Source organism: Thalassospira sp. MIT121401, from assembly GCF_047125595.1.
Lineage (GTDB): Bacteria > Pseudomonadota > Alphaproteobacteria > Rhodospirillales > Thalassospiraceae > Thalassospira > Thalassospira povalilytica.
Genome location: NZ_CP138926.1, coordinates 1,690,837 through 1,710,944 on the forward strand (window position 1 = coordinate 1,690,837; position 20,108 = coordinate 1,710,944).

Annotated in this window: 14 protein-coding genes; 10 read left to right on the forward strand and 4 right to left on the reverse strand. The window is 55.0% G+C overall.

What is annotated here, in order from left to right; all coding sequences use genetic code 11:
* Window positions 1-5 precede the first annotated feature (5 nt).
* From hisS to SIB88_RS07640, 6 genes are all read left to right on the forward strand, one after another.
* On the forward strand, window positions 6-1,247 hold the full coding sequence (gene hisS / locus SIB88_RS07615; protein ID WP_412557780.1) for a histidine--tRNA ligase: 1,242 nt from the start codon (window positions 6-8) through the stop codon (window positions 1,245-1,247).
* A gap of 7 nt (window positions 1,248-1,254) precedes the next feature.
* Window positions 1,255-2,601 (forward strand): glutamyl-tRNA reductase, encoded by a 1,347-nt coding sequence (gene hemA, locus SIB88_RS07620; RefSeq protein WP_341650553.1) that lies wholly within the window; start codon window positions 1,255-1,257, stop codon window positions 2,599-2,601.
* On the forward strand, window positions 2,598-3,680 hold the full coding sequence (prfA, locus tag SIB88_RS07625) for a peptide chain release factor 1 (RefSeq protein WP_068519668.1): 1,083 nt from the start codon (window positions 2,598-2,600) through the stop codon (window positions 3,678-3,680). The genes hemA and prfA overlap by 4 nt, the downstream gene beginning before the upstream one ends.
* 2 nt (window positions 3,681-3,682) lie before the next feature.
* Complete coding sequence (prmC, locus tag SIB88_RS07630) at window positions 3,683-4,573, forward strand: peptide chain release factor N(5)-glutamine methyltransferase (RefSeq protein ID WP_412557781.1); 891 nt, start codon at window positions 3,683-3,685, stop codon at window positions 4,571-4,573.
* Window positions 4,574-4,865: 292 nt separating this feature from the next.
* Complete coding sequence (locus SIB88_RS07635) at window positions 4,866-5,645, forward strand: DUF4167 domain-containing protein (protein WP_412557782.1); 780 nt, start codon at window positions 4,866-4,868, stop codon at window positions 5,643-5,645.
* A gap of 265 nt (window positions 5,646-5,910) precedes the next feature.
* Window positions 5,911-7,500 carry a type IV secretory system conjugative DNA transfer family protein gene (locus tag SIB88_RS07640; RefSeq protein WP_412557783.1) on the forward strand — a complete coding sequence of 530 codons (1,590 nt, stop codon included), beginning with the start codon at window positions 5,911-5,913 and terminating at the stop codon, window positions 7,498-7,500.
* Between the two features lie 93 nt (window positions 7,501-7,593).
* Here SIB88_RS07640 and SIB88_RS07645 read toward each other — a convergent pair whose 3' ends face one another.
* Entirely contained in the window at window positions 7,594-8,358 is a 765-nt protein-coding gene (locus tag SIB88_RS07645; protein WP_228196474.1) for an MOSC domain-containing protein, read from the reverse strand.
* Window positions 8,359-8,711: 353 nt separating this feature from the next.
* Here SIB88_RS07645 and clpB point away from each other — a divergent pair, with 353 nt between their 5' ends.
* A complete protein-coding gene (clpB, locus tag SIB88_RS07650) occupies window positions 8,712-11,303 on the forward strand; it encodes an ATP-dependent chaperone ClpB (RefSeq protein WP_068519673.1) in 2,592 nt (863 codons plus the stop codon).
* Between the two features lie 143 nt (window positions 11,304-11,446).
* Window positions 11,447-12,250, forward strand: coding sequence for a DUF4197 domain-containing protein (locus SIB88_RS07655; protein ID WP_231856773.1), 804 nt, complete (start codon window positions 11,447-11,449; stop codon window positions 12,248-12,250).
* A gap of 45 nt (window positions 12,251-12,295) precedes the next feature.
* On the opposite strand, the gene SIB88_RS07660 is transcribed toward SIB88_RS07655, so the two are convergent.
* Together SIB88_RS07660 and SIB88_RS07665 are read right to left on the reverse strand one after the other, a co-directional pair.
* The gene (locus SIB88_RS07660; RefSeq protein WP_287466300.1) at window positions 12,296-12,721 is read right to left on the reverse strand and encodes an ATP-binding protein; all 426 of its coding nucleotides are present in this window, start codon (window positions 12,719-12,721) and stop codon (window positions 12,296-12,298) included.
* An 8-nt stretch (window positions 12,722-12,729) separates the two neighbouring features.
* Window positions 12,730-14,550, reverse strand: coding sequence for an AMP-dependent synthetase/ligase (locus SIB88_RS07665; RefSeq protein WP_101245832.1), 1,821 nt, complete (start codon window positions 14,548-14,550; stop codon window positions 12,730-12,732).
* A gap of 478 nt (window positions 14,551-15,028) precedes the next feature.
* Here SIB88_RS07665 and SIB88_RS07670 point away from each other — a divergent pair, with 478 nt between their 5' ends.
* Window positions 15,029-16,804 (forward strand): M3 family oligoendopeptidase, encoded by a 1,776-nt coding sequence (locus tag SIB88_RS07670; protein WP_412557784.1) that lies wholly within the window; start codon window positions 15,029-15,031, stop codon window positions 16,802-16,804.
* Window position 16,805: 1 nt separating this feature from the next.
* Complete coding sequence (locus SIB88_RS07675) at window positions 16,806-18,185, forward strand: ABC1 kinase family protein (protein ID WP_412557785.1); 1,380 nt, start codon at window positions 16,806-16,808, stop codon at window positions 18,183-18,185.
* Between the two features lie 60 nt (window positions 18,186-18,245).
* Here the strand turns inward: SIB88_RS07675 and SIB88_RS07680 are convergent, their stop codons facing one another.
* The gene (locus SIB88_RS07680; RefSeq protein ID WP_412557786.1) at window positions 18,246-19,979 is read right to left on the reverse strand and encodes a hypothetical protein; all 1,734 of its coding nucleotides are present in this window, start codon (window positions 19,977-19,979) and stop codon (window positions 18,246-18,248) included.
* Between the last annotated feature and the right edge of the window lie 129 nt (window positions 19,980-20,108).

The window sequence follows — 20,108 nt, forward strand, 5'->3', positions numbered from 1 at the left end:
CCAAAGTGGCATCGCTTCAACCCGTCCGTGGCACGCACGACCTTCTGCCGGAACAGAACCGTCTGCAGGATTATATCGCGAATACTGCACGCGAAATCGGCGAGTTGTATGGCTACCACCGGATGACCACGCCGATCTTCGAATTTACCGAAGTCTTTGCCAGAACCCTTGGCGATACATCCGATGTCGTGACCAAGGAAATGTATACGTTCGAAGATCGCGGCGGCGAACAGATCACGCTGCGCCCCGAAGGAACGGCGGGTATTGCGCGTGCCTATATTTCCAATGGCATGCAGCAGATGTCCCCGGTCAAGGTCAGCTATTATGGCCCGATGTTCCGGTATGAACGTCCGCAAAAAGGCCGCCAGCGCCAGTTCCACCAGATCGGTGCCGAACTTCTTGGCGTCGAACAGGTCGCAGGCGACATCGAAATGATCGGGTATGGTGCACATATCCTTAAACGCCTTGGCCTTTGGGACGATATCACGCTGGAACTCAATACCCTTGGCGATCCGGAAAGCCGTGCGGCTTATCGCGATGTGCTGGTCGATTACTTCAAGGGCCATTTTGACAAGCTGTCAGAAGACAGCCGCGCGCGTCTGGAAAAGAACCCGCTGCGTATTCTTGATTCCAAGGATGAAGGTGACCGCGAACTGGTGGCCAATGCGCCGCTGTTTTCGGAATATCTGAATGACCACAGCAAGGAATTCTTCAAGGGCCTGACCGAAGGTCTGGGGGATATCGGCATCAGCTATGAGCTGAACCCGCGTCTGGTGCGTGGTCTGGATTACTATTGCCATACCTGTTTCGAGTTCACCACCAACACTCTTGGCGCGCAGGGCACCGTGATGGCCGGTGGCCGTTATGATGGCCTGATTTCGACCATGGGTGGTCCGCAGACTGCCGGTGTTGGCTGGGCGGCCGGTGTGGAACGTCTTGCCCTTATGGTGGGCGAAGCCCCGGCCGGTGCGCGCCCGGTGGCCCTGATCCCGATGGGGGATGCGGCCGAGGCCAAATGCAGAAGTCTGGCCCAGACTTTGCGCGAAGCCGGTGTGGCTGTCGAGCTTGGTTATTCAGGCAATATGAAAAAACGACTGAAGCGCGCGGACAAGGCAAATGCCAGCCGGGCCGTGATCCTTGGTGATGACGAACTGGCCAAAGGTGTCGCCCAGTTGCGCGATCTCGATAGTGGCGAGCAACGGGAAGTCGCACTTGATCAGCTTGCTGATGTGATCGGCAAAAAGTGAGAACAGCGTGACAGACGGACCAACGCATGAGGATGCCGGAGACTGGCCGCTTGATCGCCTGATGGTGATCGGCACCAATCATCGGCGCTCAAGCGAGGATACCCGCGACCGTCTGTTCATCGAAGAAGCCCGCCTGCCACAGTTTCTGGCCGCGATCGAACAGGCCCGTCTGGGGCAGGCCGTGGTGGTTTCGACCTGTAACCGCACCGAAATCCATTTGCTGGCGTCTGAGGCCGAGCGCGGTCGTGAACGTCTGATCGATCTGATGTCGCTTTGGGCTGATATTGATCGCGATCAGCTGGCAACCGAACTTTATATCCGCGCGGGCCGGGATGCGCTTCGCCACATGTTTGCGGTGGCCGCATCGCTTGACAGTCTGGTGATTGGCGAACCCGAAGTCTTTGGTCAGGTCAAGGATGCGCATCGCATCGCGCGCAAGCATGATCTGGTCGGGCGCGAACTGGAACAGGTTTATCAGACCGCCTATGCGATCGCCAAAAAGGTCCGAAGCCAGACCGGTATCGGACAGGGCGCAGTTTCGATTGCCGCAGCGGCCCAGTCGGTTGCCCGTGACCTGCATGGTGATCTTAAGGATTGTACCTTGCTTGTTGCCGGGGCCGGGGATATGGGCGAACTGATCGCCGCATCGCTTGCCGAACGGGGCATCGGACGCATTCTGGTGACCGATCGCCTGACGGCCCGGGCGCGGCTGGTGGCCAGACGGCTTGATTGCCACTGGTCGGAAATGGACGATCTGGACCGGCTTCTGGCAGAGGCGGATCTGGTTCTGACCGCCGGGGGTTCACGGCGATACATGATTGACAAGGACCGCGCGCTTGCCGCGGTCAAACGCCGCCGGTTCCGACCGGTTCTGATGATTGATACCGCCGTTCCGGGCGATATCGATCCGCAGGTCGATGAAATTGACGAAGTGTTCTTTTACCGGATCGAGGATCTGGAAAAGATCGCTGCCGAAGGACGCGGCGGGCGCGAGGAAAAGGCAGACGAAGCCTGGGCGTTGATTGAAACCGAGCTTGACGGTTTTGTCCGGGATCGTGCGCAACGGGCGGCTGTTCCGGCCATTGCCGATTTGCGCAAACGGTTCGAGGCCGTCCGCGAAGATGCGCTGCGTGAAAGCCACGGGGATGCGGAAAAGGCAACCAGACTTCTGGTCAATCGTCTTTTGCATGCACCGACCCAGGCCCTGAAAGATTTGGCGACGACAACAGACGGTGTTGGCACCGTGGAATGGGTCAAGGCCCAGAAATTGTTGGCGCGCCTGTTTGAACTTGAAGACAAACCGGTCAACACGGCAAAAAGCCCGACCGATCCGAAGCAGGAGAATGAAGAGTGAGTCTCGACCTTGGTAAACTTGATGGTGTTGTGCGCCGGTTTGACGAACTCAACGCGCTTCTTTCAAGCGGCGAGCTTGATGGTGAAGGCTTCGCCAAAATGTCGCGCGAACATGCCGAACTGGCCCCGGTGGTCGAGGCGATCGAGGCCTATAAACGCCTTTTGAGCGACCTTGAAGAAGCCGAAGAAATCCTGGCTGACCCGTCCGGTGATCGCGACATGCGTGAAATGGCAGAAACCGAGAAATACGAAATTCTTGAAAAACTGCCCGAAGCCGAACGCCAGATGAAGCTGATGCTGATCCCCAAGGACAGCGCAGATACCAAAAACGCCATTCTTGAAATCCGTGCCGGCACCGGCGGCGAGGAAGCCGCCCTGTTTGCCGCCGATCTGTATCGCATGTATCAGCGTTACGCCGAAGGCCGCGGCTGGAAGTTCGAACAGATGGATGCCAGCGAAAACGATCTTGGCGGTTACAAGGAAGTCATCGTCAACGTGTCGGGGACGGACGTGTTTGCGCGTCTGAAATTTGAAAGTGGCGTGCACCGTGTGCAGCGTGTCCCGGTGACAGAAGGCGGCGGTCGCATTCATACGTCTGCAGCAACCGTTGCTGTGCTGCCCGAGGCCGAAGAAGTCGATATCCGCATTGATCCCAAGGATCTGCGTATTGATACCTATCGTTCGCAAGGGGCCGGTGGTCAGCACGTCAACACGACGGATAGTGCGGTGCGCATCACCCATATCCCGACCGGCGTGGTTGCCGCCAGCCAGGAAGCAAAGTCCCAGCACAAGAACAAGGAAAAGGCGATGAAGATGCTGCTTTCGCGCCTGTATGACCAGGAACGTGAAAGCAAGGACAGCGCACGCGCGGCGGATCGCAAGTCACAGGTTGGATCGGGGGATCGTTCCGAGCGTATCCGCACCTATAACTTCCCGCAGGGGCGTGTATCGGATCACCGCATCAACCTGACCCTGTATCGTCTGGATGATTTCATTGCCGGTGGTCCGGCCGTCGATGAAATGATCGATGCCCTGATTGCCGAGGAACAGGCACAGAAACTGGCCGAGATCGAAGGGTGAGCATGTCCGCAACACTCGGCACATTGATGGCAGAAGGGGTCGCAGCCCTGAATGAAGCGGGCATTGAAAATGCCCGGATGGATGTGCGTATCTTGCTTGCACGTGCGGCCGGTGTTGATGGCGGGCGGATATCGGCATGGCCCGAAGAAGAAGTCGCGGCTGACAAGGAAGCACTTTTTCGTGACATGATCGCGCGGCGCAGCGGCCATGAACCGGTCGGACGGATTTTGGGGGAACGCGATTTCTGGCGTCATACTTTCAAGCTGGCGCCTGAAACGCTTGAACCGCGCCCCGATAGCGAAACCCTTGTTGAATGGGCGATTGATTTCCTTGAAGACAATGATGCGCCGCGCATTGTCGATTTTGGCACCGGCACCGGGTGTTTGTTGCTTTCGACCATTGGTGATCTGCCCGGATCAAGCGGTATCGGTCTTGATATCAGCGAAGGTGCGGTTGCCTGTGCGCGGGAAAATGCCCGCGCCCTTGATCTGGACGGGCAGGTGGAATTCCGGGTCTCGGATTGGGATAGCGCCCTTGATGATCGCGAACGTGCGGACGGGTTTGATCTTGTGATGTCCAACCCGCCCTATATCACCCGGGACGAGATGGAAACGCTGTCACCGGAAGTTCAGAAATTTGATCCGCGCATTGCCCTGACCGATGAAGGGGACGGACTGGCGGCCTATCGGGTGCTGTCACAGGTTGCCTTTGGTCTGGCAAAGCCGGGTGGTTTCGTGATTTTCGAGATCGGCCGCGGTCAGGAAAAAGACGTTGGCCAGTTGCTGGTCGAAGCCGGTTTTGTCGGGGTGGAATATCGCGAGGACCTTGGCGGTATTGTGCGCTGTGTCGCGGCAAAGAAAACGCGCTGTTCTGTTGGTCGTTGCGTAATCTGAGTTTTGCGTCCCTGTGATGTAAAAAAAGCGATTGGCAGTGAAAAAAACAGTTGGAATAACAGATCAAGCCATATAGGTTGGTTTTAACGGGCCGGGTGCCCGACGCGCTTATGAGAGCGCCGTGTTCCCCAGTAAACAGTTAACAATCTCCGTTCCATTGATGGATCCCGGCAGGTTTGTGTAGGTGCCGTTTTGACCGGTGCTGTTTAGCGGGAAATATGTTTTTCAGACGGAGTGGTTCCGGGGCCTTTGATGCCACCGGATTGTTCTTCAACACCAAAGTCATGTTGATATGAGAAATAACAATAAACGTCCGCGCGGACGGCAACAGTCTAACAAACGTCCAGTAAATCCAAAATTCCAGAATTTTGACAGCAATGGGCCGGACGGCCGTGTTCGCGGCAACGCCCAGCAGGTCTACGAAAAATACGTTTCGCTTGCCAAGGATTGCACCGACGATCCGGTTCTTGCGGAAAACTTCTATCAGCACGCTGAACACTACCACCGCATTCTTCAGGCGGCACAGGAGTGGGAAAACCAGCGTCGCGAAGAACGTGGCGAAAACAATCGTCAGCGCAACAACCGTGGCAACCGTGACGACCGCAACGACGCCCAGTCAAATCAGGGCGACGACCAGCAGGGCGACAACACCGAAAACGCGGAAAACGCGTCCAACGACAGTGTTGCAACCCCGGCGGATGCAGACGGTTCGGCTGGTGAAAACACCGAAACTGCCGCAAGCGACGATGGTGACGACAAGCCGAAACGCGCAACCCGCACCCGTCGGACCGATGGTCGTGCAACCGGTCGCGGTCGCCCGCGCAAAACCGACGATGCCGATGCGTCCGACAAGCCCGCAGCAACAGATGCCGCAAGCGACGACACCCCGGCTGATGCCGAAACGGCAGAGCAGGGTGACGAAACCGAAAAGAAACCGCGCCGTGCCGCAAGTGGCACCGCCCGCACCCGTGGCCGCCATCCGACAGCACGTCGCGGGCGCAGCCGTGCGGCAGGCCGTGATGACGAAGAAGCCGTTTCTTCTGACGAAGGTACGGAACCGGTTTCGGCCTGATCTGACGGTCACATCATCTCAACATGACAAACACCCCTGTAAGTCAATGACTTGCAGGGGTGTTGTCGTTTCCGGGGGAATTCACGGTCCCGGGTGCCTGTTTAACGCGGTGTAACTGTAAAACAATATATCGGAATATATCGTGCAACCTGAGATTATTGTTGGTATCAATTTATAAAAATCACAAATAATTCCGTAAGGTTACTGCCGGTCAAAGAACACAGGTGGTGACCACCGAAAGGCGCGCATAGTCGGGGAGTGGTTGATGGGAACAGGTCTGTTTCGGGTCATCATGGTGCTGTTATGGGCACTTGGCGGGATGGTCATCGCCCTTGGTTTGTTTAATGGTGACTATGAACTGGCCCTGCTTGGCGGGGTATGTTTCATCATCCCGATGTTCCTGCCGCTGATTGTGATTGCCATTAACCGGTCGCGACCGGCTTCTTCGAAGTCCAAGAAAACCCTGTCACCGGCCCAGCAGGCCAAAATCAAGGCCGAAGGACAATGGGCCAAGCGCGAAGACCTGACGGCACGCAAGCTTCTTGAAAACAATCCGCCACTTGTACTGGGGCGCTGGGGGGATGAAAAGCGCCTGGTCGGGGCGTCAGGTTTGAAACGTGTCATCACCTTTGCCACGTCACCTGACGAATATTACCGGTCCTCAGCCGAACCCAATGCGCTGCTTCATACCGGCAATCTGTTTGTCTATGAACGGGTCGGCAGCATCTATCGCGCGGTTCATGATCGCCGTGCAAAAATGGGCCAGAAGCTGATCGTGCTGGATCCGCACGGACAAAGCGGGGCTGAAACCCATCAATTCAATCCGTTTGATTTTATCCGTCAGCAGGGCGAAGGGCTGATTACCGATACCGGGCTGATCGCCGATACCCTGTTAGCGCCGATGTTTGTCCAGGAACTTGACGAACAGGAAGTGCGAACTGCGCGCACCCTGTTGCAGGGCTTCATCGTTCATACCATTCAGAAAAACCTTAAGGAAAACAGGAATTTGGGCGAAGTCCGCCGCAACCTGATCATGCCTTCTCACCGGTTCTACAAGATCCTTGAAGAATTGATGGGGATTGAATCCGCCGATGGGCGGATTTCCGAGGTCGCCCTGAATATCCTTGATATGACCGAAGATCAGCGCATGAAGATCATCGAGGCCTGCCGCAATGCGACGGCGGAATTCGATCATCCGCAAATCTCGCGCCTGGTCAGCAGCAGCAGCTTCACCATCGATGATATCGTATCGGGCGGCGTTTCGATTTTTGTCATCGGGCAACTGGCCGGGGAAACCCCGGATGTTCAGCCATCCTTCAGCCGCGTGATGTTGGCCGGGATGATGAACCTGATCAATCAGCGCGGCTGGAAATCGGGGGACCCGGAATTCCTGATTCTGCTGGACGGGGTGGAACGGGTCGGGCGCATGCCGCTGTTTGAACGGCTTCTTGGTGGCGGATATGGTGATGGCATGGTGGTCTGGCCCGGATTTAGCGGTGTCAGCGGCCTGATGGATGTGTGCCTGAACTGGGAAAACGTTGTCGGCCGGGTTGATGCCATTTCGGTGCTTAGCCAGGAAGGGGCGTTCAACCTTGACTGGGTGTCGGGGCTGACGGCGATGTCACGCTTTGACGACACCGGTGGCGGGGCTGATACCACACGCCCGGTGCATTTGCGCCCGCAGGACAATCAGCCGATCCTCAGATCAGCCGAAGTCGCAAGGTTCCCGAAGGAAGAACAAATCCTGTTTCGCAAGGGATGCCCGCCGATCCGGGCCTGGCGACTTGACTGGCATCATGATGAAATGTTTGCCGGCATGGCTGTTCACGCCCCGACATTCAATCCGGAAAACTAGAAACGATATTCGGGGGCCGGGGTCATCAATGGACGACATCCTGCCGGTATTTGATGAACCACCGGCAGGATGGAAATTTCGGGAATATTCGGGTCAGTCGATCGTGATCGCATCACCCGGGGTGATGGTCACATCGTCAAGGGCCTCGACATAGACACCCATATAAAGATGGTTCACACCCTTGCGCAGCATCAGGGGCACATTGATGTCGGAAACGGCGGTGTCGGGATTGACACTTGTTGCCTTGCACCGGGTGATCGGGTGAATGACCCGGAATGATCCGCCATTGATCTTGATGATCTGGCCTTCTTCCCATTCCAGTTCTTTCCACGGATCAAGTCCGTCAATCAGCAAATTGCCACGGAACCGCATCGGGTCGACTTCGCCCTGGACGATGCGGGTGGCGAAATCGCGGATGGATGCCAGATTGAGAACCGAAATATAGGGTTCGCGCATGTCGCCAAACTGGGTTTCAGGTGCGGAATAGATCTTCGGCGTGCCAGCGACGTCGTTTTTCAGAAACGCCTTGAGGAAATCCTCGATCACGGTGCGGCCCATGGCATCGTCAAGCTTGCCCTTGCAGATTGCCCGGCCATTTCGCAAAACCGTCAATGTCGCGGTGTCCTGATCATATTCGGTGCCAAGTTCGGCCAGTTTGGGGGTGTTGACCAGTTGCAGGAAGTTGCTTTTGCGCGCCCATTCCCGCACACCGTCTTGTCCCAGCGATGACTGGGTGGCGACGACAAACCGGCGGTCATCGGCAAGCATTTTATGCGCCGTGATTTTGGCGTCTGGCATATCGATGCCGCGCATTCCCTTGACCGGGTATCGTTTGATGGCTTTGAGCTCGACCGTCATGGTGTGTCTTCCTGTATGGCAGCTTGGGCATGGTATCGGTTCGGGGCGGAATACATGCCGTAAACGGTGACGTTAATTCGTTGTTTTGCCAAGAGCAACCCCAACATTCATACATGTTTCAGGGCAGTCCGGGCGTCTCTGGAATAATGACAGAATTCCGTGTTGCGGCGCACAAATAATTCTTGCAACTTTTGTAGGGGTATATGGTTGCAAACAGGCTAGACTGAGACATATCAATGTTGTCGCTGTTGAAATAATCTATAATTTTAGAATTCGGCAATGACGCCAAGGCCGTGGATGCTTCAAAGAAGGTCCACATCGTATGGATACTGTTGACTCAAGGAGTGGCAGGAATGGAATTCGAAAAGTTTACGGACCGGTCCAAAGGATTTCTGCAGTCTGCGCAATCGCTTGCGCTGCGTGAAAACCATCAGCAATTTGTACCGATCCATCTTCTGAAAGTGCTGCTGGATGACGAAGAAGGTCTGGCAGCCAATCTGATCAAGGCAGCAGGCGGCAAGCCCAAGCTTGCCCAGGAACGCTGTGCGCAGGAACTGGCAAAATTGCCAAAGGTTTCCGGCGGCAATGGTCAGATTTACCTTTCGTCGGAATTTGCCCGTCTGATTGATCAGGCACAGGAAGTCGCCAAAAAGGCCGGTGACAGCTATGTCACGGCTGAACGGCTGTTGCTGACCATCGCACTTGATCCGAAATCGACTGCGGGCAAGGTTCTGGCGGATGCCGGTGTAACCGCACAGGGCCTTAATGGGGCGATCAATGACATCCGCAAGGGCCGCACCGCAGACAGTGCGGGCGCGGAAAATCAGTATGACGCCCTTAAAAAATATGCCCGTGACCTGACCGAGGCAGCGCGCGAAGGCAAACTTGATCCGGTCATTGGCCGTGACGAGGAAATCCGTCGTGCCGTTCAGGTCCTGTCGCGCCGGACCAAAAACAACCCGGTAATGATCGGTGAACCCGGTGTCGGTAAAACCGCGATTGCCGAAGGTCTGGCATTGCGCATCGTCAAGGGTGACGTGCCCGAAACGCTTAAGGACAAGAAACTTCTGTCGCTTGATCTCGGGGCATTGATTGCCGGTGCCAAGTTCCGCGGCGAGTTCGAGGAACGCCTCAAAGCGGTCTTGAGCGAAATTGAATCAGAAGCCGGTCAGGTCATTCTGTTCATTGACGAGCTGCACACCCTTGTCGGGGCTGGCAAGGCAGAAGGTTCGATGGATGCATCCAACCTTCTGAAGCCGGCACTGGCGCGCGGTGAGCTGCACTGCGTTGGTGCGACCACGTTGGACGAATATCGTCAGCATATCGAAAAGGATGCGGCACTGGCCCGACGTTTCCAGCCGGTCTTTGTATCCGAACCATCGGTTGCCGACACGGTATCGATCCTGCGCGGGATCAAGGACAAATACGAACTCCATCACGGGGTCCGGATTGCCGATACCGCACTGGTGGCCGCCGCAACGCTTTCGAACCGCTATATCACGGATCGTTTCCTGCCCGACAAGGCGATCGATCTGATGGATGAGGCATCATCACGTCTTCGGATGGAACTTGATTCCAAGCCCGAGGAAATCGACGAGCTTGATCGCCGTATCATTCAGCTCAAGATCGAACGCGAAGCCCTGAAAAAAGAACAGGACAGCGCGTCACAGGATCGTCTTGGCCGTCTGGAAAAGGAACTGGCCGAGCTTGAAGGCAAGTCGGCCGAACTGACCGCGAAATGGGAAGCCCAGAAAAAAGAACTGGCGGCATCAACCCATATCAAGGAACAGCTTGACCAGGCGCGCGGTGAACTTGAACGCGCCATGCGTGATGGCAAACTCGACCGTGCCGGACAGCTTCAATACGAAGAAATCCCGGCCCTGATGGCATTGCTTGAAAAGGCCGAAAACGATCCGTCGCGCGGCATCAAGGAAGAAGCGGTAACCGAAAAGCATATCGCATCGGTGGTATCGCGCTGGACCGGTATTCCGGTGGACAAGATGCTTGAAGGTGAACGTGAAAAACTTCTGGAAATGGAAGACACGTTGCGCAAGCGGGTTGTTGGTCAGGATGACGCCGTGCGGTCGATTTCGAACGCGGTACGCCGTGCCCGTGCCGGGCTTCAGGATCCAAACCGACCGATTGGTTCGTTCCTGTTCCTTGGCCCCACCGGGGTTGGTAAAACCGAACTGACCAAGGCGCTGGCACAGTTCCTGTTTGATGATGAACAGGCCATGGTGCGGATTGATATGTCCGAATTCATGGAAAAACATGCCGTCGCGCGTCTGATCGGTGCGCCCCCGGGCTATGTCGGCTACGAAGAAGGCGGTTCCCTGACCGAAGCGGTACGGCGGCGTCCGTATCAGGTTGTGCTGTTTGACGAAGTCGAAAAGGCACATCCCGATGTGTTCAACGTCCTGCTTCAGGTTCTTGACGAAGGTCGTCTGACCGACGGGCAGGGCCGGGTTGTCGATTTCCGCAATACGCTGATCATTCTGACCTCGAACCTGGGCGGTGAAATTCTTGCCAACCAGCAACCGGGTCATGACAGCGGCGAAGTCCGCAATCAGGTCATGGAAATTGTCCGGGCATCGTTCCGTCCGGAATTCCTGAACCGTCTGGATGAAACCATCCTGTTCCATCGTCTGGCCCGCGAACAGATGGGCAAGATCGTCGAAATCCAGCTTGGCCGTCTTGAGAAGCTGCTGTTTGATCGCAAGATCGATCTCAAGCTTGATGATGCTGCCAAGGACTGGCTGGCAGAAAAAGGGTATGACCCGATTTACGGTGCCCGCCCGCTTAAACGCGTCATTCAGCGTTATCTGCAAAACCCGCTGGCGATGCAGATCCTTGAAGGCGCGATCAAGGATGGTGATACCGTGCCGGTCTCGACCGAAGGAAGCGATCTTTTGCTGAATGGCAAAAAGGTCGAGGTGGTTGAATAAGCCCGCCTGACATTACAAATGCAAAACCCCGGCATATGTCCGGGGTTTTGTCTTTTTCGGGTCATGATTACCCGGCACTATCGGTTTGCGATAAGATAGACAGATCAGACAATTTACAACCACGTAAACGACCGGGACATCACATGCAGTCAAAACCGTTTTCATCCATGCAGCGCCTTGGCGTGATCGCACTTGGTGCGCTTGTTCTTTCAACCGGGATGTCCCAGCCGTCTGTGGCGCAATCCTTTTTTGACAAGGCCAAGCAAACGCTTGGCGATGCGTTGAATTCATCGGGATCAGGCAGTTCGTCAGATGCCACGAGTGCTGCGGTTTCGGCCCTGTCATCGGATACGGTGGAGCAGGGCCTTAAACAGGCGCTTGATATGGGGGTTGACCTTGTTACCAGTCAGCTTGGCGCGACCGATGGCTTCAACGCCGACCCGGTGGCCCATATCCCGCTTCCCGAAAGTGTCAAATCTGCCCAGAAACTTTTGAGTGCCGCCGGGCTTGGCAGTTATGCCGACGAGATCGAGCTGCGCATGAACCGGGCGGCCGAACAAACCATGAGCGATGCGGGGGATATCCTGGTCAATGCGGTCAAACAGATGACTGTTGCCGATGCCAAGGGCATCCTTGAAGGACCTGATGACGCTGCAACCAGTTATCTGCGTCGTGTTGCCGGTTCGGACATCGAAGGGCGCTTGCGCCCGGTTATCACCGATGCGCTGGCCGATACCGGTGCCCTGTCGCTTTATGATCAGATGGTCGGGCAATATGACACATTGCCGTTCGTCCCCGATCTCAAGGCGTCACTGACCGATCATGCGACGGAAAAGGCAATGGACGGACTGTTCCATTACATCGCGCTTCAGGAAGCAGATATTCGTTCCGATCCGACCCGCTGGACGACAGATATCCTCAAAAAGGTATTCTCGGCCGCGCAATAGGGGCATTGAAACCGGGGACAGCAGATGCGAAACAACCGGCTTTGATCAGCGGTATTGTTCGGGAAGGTCTTCCCATCGATCACGCATGTCGGCAAGGGTTTCGTCGGGAACCTGATGGATGCTACCGAATTTGCCGTGGCATTCGACGATCAGAAGTTTGATATCAAGCTGTTCGGCCATGTCGATATAGGCCTTCATTTCCCAGAACCGGGTAAAGGTATTGGAGACGATGACATTCCTGCCGTCTGTCAGGGCCTCGCGACATTTGGCTTCGCATTTGGCGTGGGTGTGCCGAAGCCGGCGGATGTCAAATTCATAGAAGCCCTGACGGTCGACCATGAACATGTCGGCTTCCAGATGGAGCGCGCCGGTTGCCGATGCCAGATGCACGGCCAATGTTGATTTCCCTGATCCGGGAAGACCCCGGATCAGGGTTAGTGTTTGAAGCTTTCCGTCTTTGACGCCAGGCATTTCGACAGTTACTGGCCTTTGCGCTTGCGCTGATAAAGGCCATCAAGCTGTTTGCCATAGGCTTCGCGGATTTTATGGCGACGGATTTTCATCGACGGCGTCAGCATTTCGTTATCGATGCTGAACGGAGCTTCGGCGAACATGAAGCTGCGGACCTTTTCAATCGTCGACAGGCGTTTGTTGACGCGATCAATGGCGTCACGGATGGCTTTGCGGAAATCTTCGTTCTTCGCCAGCACATCGATATTGTTTTCAATCGAATTGTCGCGGGCGAATTCGCGCATGAAGTCTTCTTCCGGCCAGACAACCGCCACCAGATAGGGCAGCGCATCGCCATAGACCATGGCCTGCGAGATTTCGGTCTCAAGCGTCATCAGACCTTCGATCCGCTGGGGCGAAATATTGTCCCCGCCGGAATTGACGATGATGTCCTTCTTGCGATCGGTGATGATCAGGCTGCCTTCCTCGTCAAACATGCCGATATCGCCGGTATGAAGCCAGCCATCAACAATGGTTGCTGCCGTCACATCGGGCAGGTTCCAGTAGCCTTTCATCATGCTTTCGCCGCGCAGAAGGATTTCGCCATCCGGGGCAATCTGTACCTCTGCGCCGACCATGGGCGGACCAACGGTGCGCAGTTTGTTGTTTTCGGCACGGTTACACGAAACAACCGGGGCGAATTCGGTCTGGCCATATCCCTGCAAAATGCGGATACCGCACGATACAAACAGGACACCCAGTTCATAGTTCAGCGGCCCGCCGCCCGATACCATGGCCTTGATGCGGCCACCGAAACGTTGGCGCAACTTGCGCCGCAACAGCAATTCGCATGCGAGGTTCTGAAGCTTTTCCACAAATGTCAGGCGCTGCTTTTCGTAATTCTTGCGCCCAAGACGGAGTGTCAGTTCAAACAGCTTCTGTTTGATGCCGCCTTCTTTTTCGACCATGCGGCTCATGCGCTGATAAAGCATCTCATAAAGACGCGGCACCGCGGTCATGATGGTCGGGCGGACTTCGGCAAGATTGGCCGCAAGCTTATCAAGGCTTTCGGCGTAATAGATCTGCGCGCCGATACTCATCGGGAAATAAAGCCCGGCTGTATGTTCGTAGGAATGCGACAGCGGCAGGAATGACAGGAAGATTTCATCTTCGATGCCAAGGGTATCAATGATGTCGAACGCCCCCATGCAGTTCGACAGGATCGCCCCGTGGGCAAGCATCACACCCTTGGGCGAACCGCCGGTACCCGACGTATAGATCAGGCAGGCCAGATCATCGCGCTTGATCCCGTTGACCCAGCTGTCAATATCATGCGCAAGACCGCGCCCCTTGGCAATCAGGTCATCCCACCGTGAAATGGTGATATCGCCAACAAAGCTCTGTCCCCATTCTTCCATCATGATGGCATGACGGCAGCGCCCGCTATCAAGGGCGGCATGCAGGAAGGGCTGGGCGAGTTTCTTGGTCGATATGATGGCAATGGCCGCACCACTGTCTTCGATCGCGTGCAAATGATCGCGTTCGGTATTGGTGGTATAGGCCGGGACAGTCATTGCGCCCACGCACATGATGGCAAGATCGGCAATCCCCCATTCCGTGCGGTTTTCCGACACCAGCAAAACCCGGTCCCCGGGACGCACGCCGATATCATAAAGCGCACGGGCAAGGGCGCGGACCTGATCGGCCGCCTCAAGCCAGGTGGTGGGGACAAATTCATTGGTTTCGCTGTTTTTGGTCCAAAGAAACGGTGCGTCACCATATTTCTTGGCCTGTGCGAAAAACATCGAGGGCAAGTTTTGCCAGTCGGCATAATCCTGCAAGCTCGTCATGACATTTCCTTGCCTTGTTATCTTTTCCCGTGGTCGGCAATCTTCGGGTTGCCCTGTACTGGTTGTTCTCTTCAAATCGTTCAGATCGCGCAAGATGCAAGCTGGACCAATTTAAATGAACGTTCCAAGACAATTTTGTTATCAGGGATTGCATCGTTTGGCAGCCTGAAAATGACGAAATTTGCGTCTGCCGGAATGCTTTTCACAAAGAACATTGAATTTTCGGGAAATTTTTCACGCAATCGTGCCGGCGATGACGTGATCTGAACACATTGTCGGGCCATCTTCATGACGGTTTGCTGTTGTTCGGATCGACGGTAACGATATGATCGGTTGGATCGCCCGGAAATCGATCCGCATTCAGGGCTGGTGATATGGCATCAAGCAGCTATATATCGGTATCGGGATGTGACTGCGCGGCATGCGGATCATGACGGCGCAGAACGGGGCGAAAGCAAGAGATTAGTCTGGAGGACAAATGAACGCGATCAACAAGAATTTGCCGACCTGGGATCTGACGGATCTCTATAACGATCCAAAAGACCCCGCTATCCGGCGCGATCTTGATGATGCAAAAAATCGCAGTCAGGCGTTCCAAAAAAGCTATCAGGGCAAATTGAACGATCTGTCGGGCGACGAACTGGCAGGCGCGATTGCCGAATATGAAGCCATCAGCGAGATTTGCGGTAAAATCGGCTCCTTTGCACAGCTGCTTTATGCCGGTGACAGTGCCGATCCCGCAATTGGTCAGTTCTATCAGTCCGTTCAGGAAGAAATGACGGCGATTTCAAGCCTGTCACTGTTCTTCGGGCTTGAGCTGAACCGCATCGAAGATGACGCGCTTGATGCGAAATATGCCGAAAGTGCCGATCTGCGCCGGTATCGCCCGTGGCTGAATGAAAACCGGGCCTTCCGCCCGCACCAACTGTCTGACGAAGTCGAACAGGTTCTTCATGAACGCCGTGTCGTCGGATCAAGCGCCTGGGTGCGCCTGTTTGATCAGACCATGGCTGATCTGCGCTTCCCGATTGATGGCAATGAGCTGACCATGTCGGACGCATCAAACATGCTTTCCTCGACCAAGGTGGAAGATCGCAAAAAGGCCGCCAAAGCAATTGGCGATGTTCTGGGCAAGAATATCAAGCTTCTGGCGCATATCACCAACACCCTTGCCAAGGACAAGGAGATTGATGATCGCCTGCGCAAATTTGCCACCCCGGTATCGTCACGCAACCTGTCCAACCAGGTCGAAGACGAAGTGGTTGATGCGCTTAACACCGCCGTTAAAAACAGCCATGCCGATCTGTCGCACCGTTATTATCGCCTGAAGGCAAAATGGTTCGGTGTCGATCAGCTTGATTACTGGGACCGTAACGCGCCGCTTCCTGATGACGATGATCGTCAGATCGATTGGGAAACCGCACGGTCGACCGTGCTTAAGGCTTATGGTGAATTTTCACCGGAACTGGCCACGGTTGGGCAGAAATTCTTTGACAATCCATGGATCGATGTGCCGCCGCGTGCCGGTAAATCATCGGGCGCCTTTGCCCATCCGACCGTACCGTCAGCCCATCCCTATTTGCTGCTGAACTATCACGGCAAAACCCGTGATGTGATGACCCTTGCCCATGAACTGGGCCATGGTGTGCATCAGGTCCTGGCCGGTGAACATGGCTATTTCCTGTCTGATACGCCGCTGACCCTTGCGGAAACCGCATCGGTATTTGGCGAAATGCTGACTTTCCAGTCGATGCTGCGCTCGGAAACCGATCCGAAGATGAAACGCATCATGCTGGCCGGCAAGGTTGAGGATATGCTCAACACCGTCGTGCGTCAGATCGCGTTCTTCGAGTTCGAAAAACGCGTCCATGACAAGCGCCGCGAAGGTGAATTGACCGTTGATGAGATCTGCGAGATCTGGCTTGCCGTACAACATGAAAGTCTGGGCGATGCCATCCGGTATGAGGACGAGTACAAATATTACTGGTCTTACATTCCGCATTTCATCCATTCGCCGTTCTATGTGTATGCCTATGCCTTTGGTGATTGCCTTGTGAACTCGCTTTATGATGTTTACGAACACGCCGAAGACGGCTTCCAGCAGAAATATCTTGATATGCTGAAAGCTGGGGGCACCAAACATCACAAGGAACTTCTGGCACCGTTCGGTCTTGATGCATCCGACCCGGCCTTCTGGCAACGGGGTCTGAACATGATCAAACGCATGATCGACGAGCTGGAGGAGCTTTCCTGACATGAATGCAGACGACGATGATTTTACCCCACCTTCCGAAGAAAACAGGTTTGGCGGGCGGGTTCGTCGTTATGCAAGGGTGGGGGCGTCGGCCGGGAAACTGGCCGCACGCCTTGCCACCGGAAAGGTGTTCGGTGGCGAAATTGATCATGCCAAATATGCTGCCGAACTGACCTCGGCTCTGGGCGGGTTGAAAGGCCCGCTTATGAAAGTGGCCCAGATCCTTTCAACCATCCCCGATGCCCTGCCCAAGGAATATACCCAGGCCCTGGCACAGCTTCAGGCTGATGCGCCCAGCATGGGCTGGCTGTTTGTCAAACGCCGGATGCGCAGTGAACTGGGGGCGGGATGGCAATCAAATTTCACCGAATTCAGCCACGATGCGGTGGCTGCTGCATCGCTTGGACAGGTGCATAAGGCAACCCTGCCCGACGGACGCGAAGTGGCCTGCAAGCTGCAATATCCCGATATGTCGGCAACGGTTGAGGCCGACCTTAAGCAGCTTCGCGCCGCCTTTGCGATCTATAAGCGCTATGACAGTGCGATCGATGCCGAAAATATCCAGAACGAACTGACGGCACGCCTGCGCGAAGAGCTTGATTACGGCCGCGAAGCCAAACATATGCGCCTTTATGGCCACATGCTGGCCGGTGAAAATACCGTGCATGTTCCCGAACCGGTGGACGGGCTGACTACCGGGCGGCTTTTGACCATGACCTGGCAAAACGGGCAGAAGTTCCAGAAATTCCTTGATAGCAATCCCGATCAGGATGCGCGCAATCAGGTGGCGCTTAACATGTTTCGGGCCTGGTATGTGCCATTTTACCGTTATGGCGTCATTCATGGTGACCCGCATCTGGGCAATTACACATTGCGCGATGACCTGTCGGTCAATCTTCTGGATTTCGGCTGTATCCGTATCTTCAAACCCGATTTCGTCAAGGCGGTGATCACGCTTTATGAAGCCCTTCGTGACGAGGACGAGGAAAAGGCCGTTTCCGCCTATGAAAGCTGGGGCTTTGAGGCGCCGTCACGCGAACTGATTGATGTGCTTAACATCTGGGCCAGCTTTGTTTATGGCCCGATCCTTGATGACCGCGAACGCAAAATGGGCGAAACCAATTCGGTTGCCTATGGCGCGGAAGTCGCCTCCAAGGTCCATCAGGAACTGCGCCGTGTCGGCGGGGTCAAGCCGCCACGCGAGTTTGTTCTGGTTGACCGTGTAGCGGTCGGGCTGGGGGCTGTGTTCCTGCGCCTTGATGCGCATGTGAACTGGTATCGCCTGTTCCATGATCTGGTCGGCGATTTTGATGTCTCTGAACTCGAATCCCGTCAGAAAAAAGCCCTTGATCTGATCGGGCTGGAACGCCCGGAAGATTAAAGAAATGAATGCACGGCCCCGAAAATGGACGTTCTCGGGGCCGTAGCATTTAGGCTCGAATTACTTGTCAGGCGCCTTGGGCAGGTCAGGGCTGATGTCGCTGAAAATATGGCTGATGTCCAAGCCGTTGGACGAGCCAAAGGTATTGTGACAACCAAAGCAGCTGGTTTGCTGTTCGAATGTTTCCATGGTGGTGTTGGCAAGGATCATCGAGCCGGTATTTTCGGGATAATGTTCCTTGGTCGGGATGCTGCCATCACTTGTCCAAAGCGCGCCACTCAGGAAATAGTATTGGCGCGGGTCGCCGGAATTGTTGGCCTTGATCAGGTTTCTGACGTCATTATTCAGTGAAATGATCTGAGTGTTCTGTGAAATGACATCCGAATTTGAGCTGGTCTGAACATTGCCCCACGGGTGTAGACGCGTGACGTTCGATGGCTGAATCGGAACTTCAAGCGGTGTGGTATTCGGGACATCAATAGCTGCGACAATGTCGCTTTTCTCAACACAGCCTTTCGGCATCTTGTCGCTATCACAGCTCACGGCGAATTCCGCTACTTCGTCGACGACTGTACCATCCGAGAACGTCCAGGAGCTCCCTGTCTGAGGGCCGGAAACCTCGGTCACTTTGCCATTTGAATTCATGTAGTAATATGTGGAATTGGGAGCGTTGTCTTCATGCTCGATGGTTGCCCAGATCATTTCCGGGTGCCCTTCGACAGAACCGACAACATGCATGCCGACCATCGCAAGTTCGCGTGTTTCAGAACCAGTCACAAACCAGCGGTCGGGATTGGATTTGTCATAGACCGGAATTTCCAGATTTTGCCGGACATACTTGTGAAGCTTGTTGGCCGGAAGGGTGGATGCATCAACCCATGATGTCTTGAGTTCAACCGCCAATGACAGGAAATCAACAGCCGGTTCGATTTCAGGGATGGTCGGAATGGTCGTGGGTGTCTTGCCCGGTGCTGGCCAGAAATACGGGCACAATAGATGCTCAATCAGATCAGGCCAGTCGCCATGTTCAACAAAGCCCTTTTCCTTGGCGTAGAAAATGGTTGCGCATGCCTCGGCCGAAGTGGTCGGAAAACGGGAAAGCTTGGGATCAATTTTGACGGGATCAATCTTGATATCCTGGTTGATGTCGATGACCCGTGAAATGACCTTGTCATACAGGTTCAGGAAATACCCATAGAGACGGTTAACATGAACACCGTAATAGGTCAGGGACGGCGAACTCCCCTGTGTCAGCAAGACGCCATTTCCGCCAGCCTGCCCGATGCTTTCATCTTCGTCGGATTTGGCGTGGCGCAGACTGATCTGCATGTTCGGTGCGTCTGCGCCCGATCCCTGCGCCAGCAGGTTCTTGTGATCCGAAGACAGTCGATAGAAAAACTCGCTGTTGAAAACATACGGTAATTTTGACGAGAAGGTCGGATTTGTGGTCTGGCTGCCGGTATCATCAATGGTCGAGGTCAGCCACAGAAACATCTGTGCGCCCCATTTATAGAAGTCGCAATGATCGGGTTTGGTGCTTTCAAAACTGGGGCCATTAGCCGGGAAAACGTAAACCATGCCACTGGTGGCATCGTAAACCGGTCCGAACGGGGCACCCGGCGAGAAAACCGAAAGCCGGGTCCAGTCATTGTTGAAGTCATCCTGGGATAAGGCACATCCTGATTTGTCGACATCGGGTGGAAAATACGTTTGGGCCTTTGCAGAAAAGGCCATAGTCCCGGCCGAAAGGCTCATAACGGCCCCAAAGACCAGCAGTCCAAATTTGGTACGCATTGGTTTGTCCCCATCAACCTACATTTGAAGAAGCACTTTTGGTGATCGTAAAGTCGGGAAAGGCAGTCCTGAAAATACCATGGGTGGTATATTAGGTAACCTGTAACTGAGTATAGGCTTGGCCTTTTT